The sequence below is a fragment of the Nostoc sp. LEGE 12447 genome (assembly GCF_015206985.1).
Taxonomy (GTDB): domain Bacteria; phylum Cyanobacteriota; class Cyanobacteriia; order Cyanobacteriales; family Nostocaceae; genus Nostoc.
This window is the reverse complement of the sequence record NZ_JADEXT010000008.1, coordinates 1-11,701: the sequence shown is the minus strand read 5'-3', so window position 1 is coordinate 11,701 and position 11,701 is coordinate 1. Positions and strand designations below refer to the sequence as shown.

Here is an 11,701-nt window from a genome sequence, read left to right as displayed (position 1 = left end):
TGTAGATATTGCTGTCAATAATAAATTTTAGAAATCATCTGTAAGTTAGGTAGAATGCAGTGAAACCCAACACTAACGACAAGGTATTTGTTAGGTTTCCTTGTATCAACCCAACCTACTTTCTAGCTACTTAACTGCAACTACTTGTCTAGCAACAGCCTCGCGGAAACCATTTTGTGAATATAGAGTTGTACAATGTCTTCTGCGTTTCTTCCCACTGGAAGTTTTTGGCAGAGTTCCAGGCATAATTAACACCAAATCATGCAACCTCAACCCGTGAACATCAGAGATATTTTTTCTCACGATTGCTAATAGTTGGCTATAGTCAACCTTGTTGAGCATATCTTTTTTGATTTCACAGACCACAACCAACTTTGCATTTGCATCCCCATTGACATCAACTGTAAACGCTGCTGTTCCCCCTGGACGGATTGCAATATTACTTTTCTCAACAGTGTTTTCTATATCATCAGGATAATGATTCAATCCCCGAATAATAATCAAATCCTTCAATCGACCTGTAATAAACAATTCCCTTTCTACAAAAAAGCCAAAGTCTCCAGTCCGCAGATAAGGACCTTCTCCTGTGGTGAGATAAGCTTGAAAAGTTTCTTGAGTTTGTTGGTTTACGTTCCAATATCCGGCTGCAACTGAACCCCCAGCAATCCAAATTTCGCCAATCTCCTCAAGACTACAAAGCGTATGAGTTTCTGGGTTCACGATGCGAACATCATGCTCACCATGAACATTCCCACACCCAATTAAAACCTTTTTGGTGTCGTTATCTACAACCTTGATGCGATGATTTTCTAGTTCTTGCTCATCTACTGGAAGCAACACAGGTTTGTCTTGGGGATTTCCACCAGAAACAAACAGAGTAGTTTCAGCCATACCATAACAAGGATAAAAAACTTCCGCTTTGAAGCCATATTTTTTAAATCTATTAATAAAGCTTTCAATTACATTAGCTTTTACAGGTTCAGCACCATTAAATGCAATTTTCCAACTAGATAAATCGATATCTTTAATTTCTTCATCGGTGATTTTATTCACACACAATTCATAAGCAAAGTTGGGACCACCGCTAGTAGTAGCCCGATATTCTGAGATGGTTTTCAACCAAATTGCAGGCGACTGTAAAAAACTGACGGGAGGGAAGAGTACAGATTTAATTCCTAGATATAGGGGTTGGAGAACATTACCAATTAAACCCATATCATGATATAGCGGCAGCCAGCCAACAAATATGGTTTCTTGGGAATGTTGAAATCCTTGTTTAATGGCTTGCTGATTATGAATGAGATTACTGTGCGTCACCATCACACCTTTTGGTTGTCCTGTAGAGCCGGAGGTGTATTGTAAAAACGCAATATCAGTGCCTTGAATAGCTGGCATTTTCCAGTCACGACTAGCTGCTTCTAGTTGGGAGTTTGTAGCTATCCACCGTGCATTATTGATATAGGGAATTTCGCTGTAGATCTTCTGAAAATCAACAATAGAGTCATCAGTTGTTAGTACAAATTTAATTTGTGCATTTTCTACAATTCCACTGAGGCGAGAAATTTCTCTTTGATTACGTACAGGATGCACAGGTACTGGAATTACCTTGGCATATAAACAGCTAAAAAAGGCAACGATAAAATCAATTCCCGGACGATATAACAATAGCGCCCTTTCTCCATCAGGATTGTATTTTTGCAATTCTGCAGCTATGGCTGCTGCTTTTGTGTGCAACTGTCCAAAAGTTACTTCCAGCTTTGATTCTGGTGAATTAATAAAGACGAATGCTGTATCATTTGTTTGTAAAGATGCTCTGACATTTAAAATTTCTACATAGTTTGAAAATTTGGTAGCTGCATTGATAATTCTTTCAGTCATAACTTGAAATGCCTCATTTAGTTTGTAGAATGATTAATTGCTTTTTGCCATTGGGCATACAAATCTGTGAACTAAGAATTAGTTTCTTAGCCCAGTCACTATGAAGAATTGATTAAAACCTAAGAACTGTTGTAACCAATATGGCTATCCCAGTAATCAAGTACTAATTATTAGTCATTTATTTCAGAGACAATTATGCATAAAACTATAATCTCTTTGGTACAGTAAACGAGTACGGTACAGCAAGGGTTTAAGATTCTGAAATTTCAGAACTTAGATTGGTACAGTTCTTATTCATGGTGATCAATTCTTTAACGTAACTTTCTGCATCACTGCTTATTTCACCCCCTCACTAGGAGTAAGTTCAGTGAGAAAATTGATATCCTTCAGGTTGTTCTGTTTATCTTTCATCTTTTCGTTTTTTCATTGTCTTACTAGTAGATGCAGTTTGCAAAATAATCAGCTTATCGTAGCACTGACAAGCTAGTGAAGATGCTTACATTTATTTCTTCAACTTGAGTTGAAACTTTTAGGGGATAGATAATAAGTGTTTGTGCCTTTATAAATCTGAATCATCAACAAAATTGAGCGAATCGACCGTAATTAGGGACAAACATCGCTAAAAGTCTATGTTACGCGATCACCCTAGAAACAGCAACATCGACTGAAAACCTTATTCTTTGATCAACTTCCAAGACTTTTTAGCCTACTGACTTTTGTAAGAACCACTTGACATCACAAGACAATTGCTAAGGCTGAAAGATTTATACAGCAATCTTTTCAGCCAGCTATATCTGGGGTGATATTTCATCATATAGAGATACAACTTGGTATTGAGCCGAGATATGAATGCGATCGCTAATTAACTGCATCTGCTGACATTTCGACTCCAGGTAATTCAGTGGCTTCAGGTGGCCAATATTGACGGTGTACTCCCCATACCAAAAAAACAAAAGATTAGTTAGTAGTATTTATGTAACATAATATAACTACATGATACCTTTATGCGAATTGAATCATACGAAGATAGCCAACTTCATACCATCAAAAGTCTTTCACTTCGGATATGGAGTCTGGTCTTTGATTCGATTCAAAAAGCAATGGATATTGACGTGTACCGTTCATTCTACCCTGATGGTTGGCGTGTAAGCCACCTTAATGCTGTCGAGTCCGCCTGTACTACAGCAGACATGAAGGTGTGGGTTGTCATCGACTCTAATTCAACCGTGGGCTTTGTAGCCGTGAAACTCCATTCAGAGAGTAGTATGGGAGAAATCTACATGATCACCGTAACCATAATTAGTTATATATGAAAAAACCCCTAATAGTCCCACAAACAAGAATAAGGCAATCGGTAAGTAAATACTCCAACGCTTTTCCAGCCCAGCTTTGGCATGACTAAAGTTTGCGCCTATTAGGTTTGCACCAGTAAAATCTGTACTTCGGATATCTGCGCCGCTAAAGTTTGCCCCTGCAAGGTCTTGACCCTTGAACAAACGACCTCTGAGATTCTGGTGAGAGAAGTCTTGGGGCATGGCTAGGATTATAAAAGCGAGGGGTTATGTTACATACAGCTTCAGTATGAGCTTTTACGGACTGTAACACAAGATTTCTGGACTAGTGCGCTTGTGCTTACTGTGATCACCTACAAGCAGAATATTGAGTCGGCTTTTGCTGTTCTTGTGCGATCTCGCCTCCGGCGGGCGCTCGCGCCATCGCAAGTTTGGCTAAATGCAGAGATTGGGTGTACAGTCAGGTGATTTTGGGACAAAGTTTGGCTAAAACGATGAGTTCTTAAAATTCCTTTCCCAAAGGCAATAAAACACATCAGCAAGTAACCGATTACGTACTTCGTACCCCCACCACCGTTCATTGGCAATTCTTCTTGACTTTGCAGATAATAGTTTTAGAGCTAATTATTTGAAAGGTTGATTGTGGTCTTTGCTCAAACCAGTCCCTGTGATGTAATAACAACTCGCCTGACGTTAGACGAGTATCGGGCTATGGAAGAAACCAACCCCGAACGCCATGAATACCGTAACGGAGAGATTATTACTATGTCGGGAGGGTCGGAATCTCACAGTGCGTAGACGCGAAGCAGCTTGTCGTGAGACATCGCAGCAACTTCTTAATAAACTTTGGGTTTTTGCTTAGAGACACCAATTTTCGTTTGTATAACAGCGACTTGAGAGTTTGGATACCTGAATAACTGGACTCTCTTTTACAAAACGCTCAAACACCTGCCCTAGCAACATTTTTCTCCACCCAACAAATTTGCACTTCTTTTTACCAAACTACAAATTAGTTCATCACACAACACCTTAACAGGGGTACTCTATACACTTAGCAATCGCTTGTACTCGTTTTTAGTAATGCCATAGCATTGACAAGATGTATTTTCCAAATCTGACCGATTCAGGATGTTAATATTTCCACGCCTGTAGCTAATTATTCCTGCTCGACTGAGCGTGCCTGCTACCTCCGTAACACCAGTGCGGCGACAACCCAACATTGTGGCAATTAATTCCTGAGTCAGCATGAATTTATCTGATTGCATACGATCAGATACCAAGAGCAGCCAACGGGCAAGTCGCTTTTCTATAGTGTGGAGGCTGTTGCAAGCAAGTGTTTGTGTAACCTGGGTGAACAGCGTTTGTGTATAACGCAATAACAAACTTTGAAGCTTTCCGCCCCGGTTGAACTCGGCAACTAGATCCTCACTCTTCATCCTCATACCACTGCCTGCAATCTGTACAAGCGCGGTTGTGGTTGTAGTGTTGCTGCCCAAAATTACCGAAATACCTACCATGCCCTCATTGCTCACTATACCAGCTTCGACGATCGAGCCATCTGACTTACACACCAAAGAAACCATTGATTGATGTGGAAAATAGACGTATGTAATTGGTTTGTCTGTTTCGTAGAGGACTTGCTTCACTTCAAGATTTACTTGCTCTAGGTGGGGAACTAGACGTTGATACTCTGGTTCAGAAAGAGCTAAGAGTAGCTGATTTGTTGTTGGTCGATCAGGTTGGTTAGATACAGGCATTGGAACCTTCTAGTCGACAATCATGCTTGGAAAAGCAACTGATGGCAGCTTGAGAGTCGTCTTAAACTAGTCCCAATATGTCAAAAGGTAAATATCTTTTAGCGTTGCAAGCTTTACAACTTACAAAGAGAGCGTCTGCTTAGACAGATGCGATAAGTTTTTGCTTTATGTACATTTCTATATTAAGCACATCCCACATTAGAAGTCGAGTCTGTTTCGCACCCCGGAGCTTATAAGTTAAGCGGCATTTCTCAAAGCTTTTCAATAAAGTTTGTACACCTAGTAGTCTGTCAACCCAAAAATGCGCTTGTGAGGACTGAGGAAAGGGGAAAAAGAACTGGGTTTGGGATTTAAACCCTTTCCCCCTGCCTCTTCCAGTCAATCAACATTTGTGTTTGTATTGTCTTTCAAAAGCACTTCCCGAATAATGGCGGAGCGCTCAAGAGCAGACTGCGCCTCTTCCTTCAATCTTTGTGCCGCCAAGGTTTGCTTACGAGCCTGCATCCTTGCAGCCATACGATGTGATAAAGAAGCTTTCTCTTCCAATGCCCTCAAAGCGATCCATAGTGCATCCTCTATGGCATCAGACTGAGTGGCTAGCAAAGTTTCTGCTGAATAAGCATGACCAGTTTTAATTAAAAATTAAAAATTAAAGATTAAAAATTGGAAGAAATAATAATTTTTAATTAATTAATTTTGGTTATAAGCCCCGTTGGGCGGGAATTAAAAATGCAAAATTAAGATTTGCTTCTTCAATTTTTAATTAATAATTTTTAATTTTTAATTGGAGCGAAGCGACTTGACCCGTGCGGCACCGGAAGCGCAACAAATTTCTCTCTTCGACTTCCCAGAGGATACCGCCACACTCAGGACAGCCAAAGGTTGATGGTTTACCAGGTCGAGTGCTTTCGTTTTCTATCGCTTCTAAATTCAATTGCGCTATTTCAGTTTCAAACTCCATCTTGCTAGGTATGGGGTTTTCTGGTTCTATTTCCATTGCTATATTAACTAAAGCTACCAAAATAGAAGGAATATCTGAAAGTGGCACGATATGGTCAATATCCTCTACATTTTCGATCGCATTACGTGGCATAGCAGCATACAAAGCATTATCAGGATTTTGGACAATTGCCACGCCGCGCCGCATTTTTACAGCCATTAGCCCCGCCGTGCCGTCGTCAAGCACACCTGTTAGTAGCACAGCAATCACTCGTTGCCCATAGGCTCGTGCTGCACTGCGAAACAATGGATCGATTGCGGGACGACAACGGTTTTCTTTTGGCCCCCGCGTCAAACGCAAATATCCTCGTTCTACCAGTAAGTGGTAGTCAGGGGGAGCCACATAAATCCAACCATGAACAATAGCTTCGCCGTCCTGAGCGTGAGACACTGGCAAGTTACTAGCGCGACTTAATATTTTTGGCAGAACACTTGTGCCATGACTGGATACATGAAGAACTATAATCACAGCAGCATTGAGATCGGGCGGCAAATTCTTGACTAGATAAGTCAGCGCCTCAACTCCACCGGCTGATGTTCCAATGACAATAATATTATGTTCAAGCATTAATGTAAGGATTTCATTAGCATAGCAGTATGGGCAACAAAAGCACATTTACTGCTAGTACCGAAAATAACGCAGCCAAAGAATTTGCTCACCTAGCTTTGAGAGGATTTATATTTCATTTGAGGAATAAGACTTTAGAGGAATAGCACAAAATGCAATTTGCGTCTCTAAAAAGGTTTTAAAATCACGCACAATTATTTTCTGCGATTGAAAAAATATAAACCTTGGAAAGCCATTTCCACAAAAATATGATCCAAGATTTGGAACACGCCGTAGAACAATGTCCTTCGCAACAGTGGGGAAATACCAGTAACTTTTTATACAAGCGAATACAAGTACTAAGCCCCGCATCACAGTGGGGAGAATTTCCGTGCGTCAATATAAACAGGAGATTATAGAATGACTGCAACTATTACTCGTTCTAAGCTCAAAAAGTCTGCTGCTAGCAAGAAGGAATCCCCGTATAAAAGGCTTCATCTGATTATTCCCATAGAAGATATGTTGTGGGCTCCGTTGTTGGCTGAAAACCAAGATTGTGGTGTTGAGCAAAAAGACTGTTATGAAGGCACTGATTCCGCCGCGTCCGTTGCCCAAAATGAATTTTCTTCCAAGGAAGCGATCGCTAATCAAATTCAGGAGCAGGTAGAACAGGGTCAATACTTTTCGGTTAAACCCAATAATCTCTCTTTTGCTCTGGGGAAAGGTTAAAGGGTAATAGGGAAAGGGAAATTCAAACCTTTTCCCTTTCCCCTTTCCCCCTTAACCGAAAAGTATTGAGAACAGGGTAATCCCACTTCGTTGTTAGTTGAAAATTCAGTTTCGGGTGTAGAAGTCAAAGCGGCTCATGAGGGTCAAAGTTCCGCCGCGCCCGTTACTGAAAAATGGTCGCATGAGGCAATTGTTGCAAGGGCAAATGCGCGGCCGGAGCGTATGCAGAAACTCAAGGTTGCGGCGAATTCGGGCGAGAATCCGGGCTTCGAGTACTTGCTTTCGTGCTGGAATGATGATCCGACTTTGCAGATTGTGAGCAAAAAGCTTTTGGCGAAGTTTCCGCAGTGGGGGTTAGTTGCGGTGGAAGGGGTGCTTGTGAAGTGGCAAGAGTAGCAAAGATTCTGTACCCGTCCACAACTTGAAAATGCTCGAGTCGTGCGATCGCACAATGGTGCCATGTTATTTCAATCTTCTCTAAATCTCAACATTGACCAAAAGTCCGTCACTTTTAAGTAGCTGACCAGTTTTAATTAAAAATTAAAAATTAAAGATTAAAAATTGAAAGAAATAATAATTTTTAATTAATTTTGGGTACAAGCCCCCACCCTGCGGAAATTAAAAATGTAAAATTAAGATTTGTTTCTTCAATTTTTAATTAATAATTTTTAATTTTTAATTGGAGCGAAGCGACTTGACCGCTCAGGATAATCAAACCTTGAGTTTCTAAATAGTGAAGCACTTGGTTAACACATTGTTCAACAGTAAATCGATCGGTTTGACAGATAATCTCTGGATTTATTGGTTCTTCGTAGGGGTCGGAGATCCCAGTAAAATGTTGAATTTGTCCGGCTCTAGCTAATGCATAAAGTCCTTTAACATCACGGGATTCACAAACGGCTATAGGAGCATGAACGTAAATTTCGATAAAGTTGGTAGAAGTCTTTTTGAGTTCCTCTCGAACTTGACGATAGGGACTGATGGCGGCAACGATCGCTACTATCCCATTGCGACTGAGTAAGTTGGCCACAAAACCAATGCGCCGGACATTGATATCTCTGTCTTGTCTACTAAATCCAAGTCCCTGAGATAAATGGGTGCGAACGACATCACCATCAAGTAATTCTACTTGGTAATTGCGCGATCGCAATTCTTGGGCAACAGATAAGGCGATCGTTGTTTTACCTGCCCCACTTAACCCTGTCAGCCAAAGAATTAGACCTTGATGATGCATAATTTGCTTTGTTTATAAGAGCGAAAAGTGCGATGTCTACGACGGGCTACGCCTACGCACTTGATATCATTCGTAAATTGCTATGACTTTTTAAGGTTATGACGCTTGTACAAAAGATGCAAGCCAATGCATCAAAGGTGCAAGTCGATGCATCAAAGAGCAACTTTGATGCATCAACATTGCTTGTTTGATGCAACTAAAGTCAGCGTTGCATGAATCGAGATAATTAAAGCGTTACGAAATCAGCAGCAGTCAGCGTCGTCGTATTAATACCAGTCAGCGTCGCCAAAATTTCATTCGTGGAAGTCACTTTAATATTGCTAGCTGAGAAACTCAGTTGCCCAAAGCTTAAACCACCATACAGTCCAATCAAATCATTACCGTCAGAGAAATCAGTAATGGTATCAGTCCCTTCTCCAGCAGCAAAGGCAAATGTATCATTACCATTGTTACCAGTAAGGGTATCGCTGCTAAGACCACCATAGAGGAGATCGTTGCCATTACCACCGTAAAGGCGATCGCTACCGCCACCACCGTAAAGGGTATCATCGCCATTACCACCGTTGAGGGTATCGTTACCCGCGCCGCCATCCATCAGCCCATCGCCATACAAGACATCGTTACCATTCTCACCAAACAGGCTATCGTCACCTGCGCCGCCAAAGATGGTATCGTTGCCATTACCACCGTTGATGATGTCGTTACCAATGCTGCCAATCAGACTATCTGCGAAATTAGTGCCATTATTGATAAGACCGACAGCTACAGTAACAGTAGCAGTATCAGTGAGGCTACCATCGCTGAGGGTGTAATTAAAGCTGCGATAACCAAACAACTGAAGATTTGGAGTAAAGGAAACGAAATCATCTGCTGTGTTGCTGGCTGTGCCGTTATTGTTCAGGACGGCAGTACCGTTGGTGGCACCGTTAACACCAGTGATACTGAGTCCGGTGCTATCAACATCGCTATCATTTGCTAGTAGGCTACTAACTGCGATGTTGACAGTAGTACCAAAGAATGTGGAAGCACTGTCATCAACAGCAACAGGGGCATCGTTAACGGGGGTGACAGAGAAACTGCGGGTTTGTCCAGTTAAGGTTGCTGTGCCATCAGTCACATCGTAAGTCAGATTAACTGCACCATTAAAGTTGGCAGTTGGGGTGAAGGTATAAGTCCCATTATTGTTATTTACCAATGCACCATTAGTCGCAGTTAAGTTGGCAACTGAAAGGGTATCACTAGTATCTACATCCGTAAAACCTGCCAATAAGTCAGCCGCAGTAATATTAATGGCTGTATCTTCTGGTGTGTTGCTTAACGTCGCAGTGGGTGAACCTGTTGGGGCATCATTAACACCGTTGATGGTCAGGTTAACTATGGCTGTGCTAGTGCCACCATTACCATTATCGCTGACTGTGTAAGTGAAACTATCGCCCTGAGTAGCACCCACACCCAAGGACTCAAATTGACCGTTGGGGTTGTAGTCCAAAGTACCATCGGTTTTGAGAGACACGGTAGCACCGGAAGCTAGGGTAATTGGTGTACTTACTGTGACGCTGTTGCCATTAACTTTAATCACACTCAGGCTGTCGCCATTAGCATCGGTGTCATTTACCAAGACGTTGATGTTGACGAGGGTATTTTCATTACTTGTGGCAGTATCGTTGGCGGCAACAGGGGGGATGAAAGGTGATTCATAAGCGCCAATATCCACACTACCGCCAATGGTGCGAGTGATACCCCGTTGGTCTGTGGTGACACCCACAGGGATGAGGGTATTGTCTCCCGCGTTGATGGCAGCCGAACCGGAAACTATAGCGTGAGTGAAAGTGGCACCGCCGTTGTCGGCGAGAGAGGCGATGACTTGGTTAATATTGGTAATGCCAGCCGAGGCAAAGGTGATATCGCTACCAGTGCCGATGCTGCCAGATGCGCCAGTCAAGCTACCGATGAGGTTGTTGCCATTGCCTGTGACTGCACCCGAAATATCAGGGGCTTCGTTACCAGAATCGAAGTTGCCGGCGATGATGGTGTTTTGGGCGGTGACGGTGCCTGCTAGTCTGGATATACCGCCGCCATTACCACTGCCATTGTTGTCGGAGTCAGCAGTGTTATTGGTAATAGTGCTGTTGTTCAGGTTCAGCGTACCTATGTTTAAGATACCGCCGCCGTTTTCTGCCGCCTTATTACCAGAGATCGTGCTGTTGGTCAGGTTTGCTATACCAAAGGTTACTAGACCACCGCTATTTCCTGCTGACGTATTGCCAGATACGGTGCTGTTGATTAGATTGAGTGTGCCGAATAACTGGCCGATGCCAGCAGCGCCCCCCCCACTAGTCGTAGTATTGTTAGAGACAGTGCTTCCCGTTACGCTGAGGAGAGTACCTTGGTTAGAAATGCCACCGTATCTTACCCCAGTATTGCCAGAGACAGTGCTGTTAGTTAAGCTCAAAGTCCCAAAGTTGATGATGCCGCCTATATCTCCAGTATTGTTAGAGACAGTGCTTCCCGTTAGGCTGAGAGTACCTTCGTTATAAATGCCGCCGAACCTTCCAATATTGCTAGAGATGGTGTCGTTGGATAGCATCAGGTTTTCTACGTTAAAGATACCACCACTAGCACTATTATCTTTTCCAGCCGTAATCGTTAGTCCATTAATTGCTACATCAATTTGATTGCTACTATTGCCATCATCCACTTTAAAAACAGCAGAGGCATTATTACCGCTGATACTGAGGTTACTTGCCCCTAGTCCATTAATAGTCAAGGCATCAGTAATAACTAATTGCCCAGAAGTCAGGGTAATGGTATCGGGTGTAGCATCGGTGAAGACGCTGCCCTCAAAAGTAATCGTATCCGCGCCTGCCAGGGCATTGGCATCGAGAATCGCTTGTCGTAATGAACCTTCTCCCGAATCGTTGGTGTTGGTCACTACCGTACTGAAACCGATGCCGTAGGTATCATCGTTATTGGTGGTAGTTCCAGCATCGTTAGCCGCACTGTTGCCACTGAAGGAAAGATTATCTATAGGAGTAACGGTAGCTAGGACGGTGGGCATTCCTTGGTTATTGCCGTTGGTATTGGTAGTAGATTGCATGATGAAAATTGCCCCACCCAAGCCTTGTCCTGAATTAACCCCCATGCCACCTGTAGCCGTGTTGTCGGTAAAGGTGGTATTGCTGAGGGTTAAAGAGCCACTGCGGACGAAGATGCCGCCCCCCAATCCAGCACCGCCGCCGCCGCTCAATCTAGGACCGCTGCCGCC

The 11,701-nt window shown here is 42.7% G+C and carries 12 protein-coding genes; 3 read left to right on the top strand and 9 right to left on the bottom strand.

Annotation, left to right across the window (positions count from 1 at the left end):
* Positions 1 to 126: 126 nt before the first annotated feature.
* The 4 genes from IQ274_RS11520 to IQ274_RS11505 all read right to left on the bottom strand — a co-directional run bounded on the left by IQ274_RS11520 (position 127) and on the right by IQ274_RS11505 (position 3,751).
* On the bottom strand, positions 127 to 1,878 hold the full coding sequence (locus IQ274_RS11520; protein ID WP_194142347.1) for a fatty acyl-AMP ligase: 1,752 nt from the start codon (positions 1,876 to 1,878) through the stop codon (positions 127 to 129).
* 788 nt (positions 1,879 to 2,666) lie between these two features.
* Positions 2,667 to 2,831 (bottom strand): hypothetical protein, encoded by a 165-nt coding sequence (locus tag IQ274_RS11515; RefSeq protein WP_194142346.1) that lies wholly within the window; start codon positions 2,829 to 2,831, stop codon positions 2,667 to 2,669.
* 300 nt (positions 2,832 to 3,131) lie between these two features.
* Positions 3,132 to 3,413 carry a pentapeptide repeat-containing protein gene (locus tag IQ274_RS11510; RefSeq protein WP_163927647.1) on the bottom strand — a complete coding sequence of 94 codons (282 nt, stop codon included), beginning with the start codon at positions 3,411 to 3,413 and terminating at the stop codon, positions 3,132 to 3,134.
* A gap of 110 nt (positions 3,414 to 3,523) precedes the next feature.
* Positions 3,524 to 3,751: a hypothetical protein gene (locus IQ274_RS11505; RefSeq protein ID WP_194142345.1), complete on the bottom strand. Its 228-nt coding sequence runs from the start codon at positions 3,749 to 3,751 to the stop codon at positions 3,524 to 3,526.
* Between the two features lie 61 nt (positions 3,752 to 3,812).
* Here IQ274_RS11505 and IQ274_RS36465 point away from each other — a divergent pair, with 61 nt between their 5' ends.
* Positions 3,813 to 3,968 carry a Uma2 family endonuclease gene (locus tag IQ274_RS36465; protein WP_265578534.1) on the top strand — a complete coding sequence of 52 codons (156 nt, stop codon included), beginning with the start codon at positions 3,813 to 3,815 and terminating at the stop codon, positions 3,966 to 3,968.
* A gap of 245 nt (positions 3,969 to 4,213) precedes the next feature.
* On the opposite strand, the gene IQ274_RS11495 is transcribed toward IQ274_RS36465, so the two are convergent.
* The 3 genes from IQ274_RS11495 to IQ274_RS11485 form a co-directional block, all read right to left on the bottom strand.
* Entirely contained in the window at positions 4,214 to 4,927 is a 714-nt protein-coding gene (locus IQ274_RS11495) for a Crp/Fnr family transcriptional regulator (RefSeq protein ID WP_194142344.1), read from the bottom strand.
* A gap of 378 nt (positions 4,928 to 5,305) precedes the next feature.
* The gene (locus IQ274_RS11490; RefSeq protein WP_194142343.1) at positions 5,306 to 5,530 is read right to left on the bottom strand and encodes a hypothetical protein; all 225 of its coding nucleotides are present in this window, start codon (positions 5,528 to 5,530) and stop codon (positions 5,306 to 5,308) included.
* A 160-nt stretch (positions 5,531 to 5,690) separates the two neighbouring features.
* Complete coding sequence (locus tag IQ274_RS11485) at positions 5,691 to 6,494, bottom strand: chemotaxis protein CheB (protein WP_322745225.1); 804 nt, start codon at positions 6,492 to 6,494, stop codon at positions 5,691 to 5,693.
* 399 nt (positions 6,495 to 6,893) lie between these two features.
* Between IQ274_RS11485 and IQ274_RS11480 the strand changes: the two genes are divergently transcribed.
* Both IQ274_RS11480 and IQ274_RS11475 read left to right on the top strand, forming a co-directional pair.
* Positions 6,894 to 7,202 carry a hypothetical protein gene (locus tag IQ274_RS11480; RefSeq protein ID WP_163927619.1) on the top strand — a complete coding sequence of 103 codons (309 nt, stop codon included), beginning with the start codon at positions 6,894 to 6,896 and terminating at the stop codon, positions 7,200 to 7,202.
* A gap of 90 nt (positions 7,203 to 7,292) precedes the next feature.
* Positions 7,293 to 7,598 (top strand): hypothetical protein, encoded by a 306-nt coding sequence (locus IQ274_RS11475; protein WP_194142429.1) that lies wholly within the window; start codon positions 7,293 to 7,295, stop codon positions 7,596 to 7,598.
* A gap of 262 nt (positions 7,599 to 7,860) precedes the next feature.
* Here the strand turns inward: IQ274_RS11475 and cysC are convergent, their stop codons facing one another.
* Positions 7,861 to 8,436, bottom strand: a complete 576-nt coding sequence (gene cysC / locus IQ274_RS11470; RefSeq protein ID WP_194142342.1) for an adenylyl-sulfate kinase — start codon at positions 8,434 to 8,436, stop codon at positions 7,861 to 7,863.
* 226 nt (positions 8,437 to 8,662) lie between these two features.
* The coding region (locus IQ274_RS11465; protein WP_322745224.1) for a beta strand repeat-containing protein at positions 8,663 to 11,701 on the bottom strand (3,039 nt) is incomplete at its 5' end.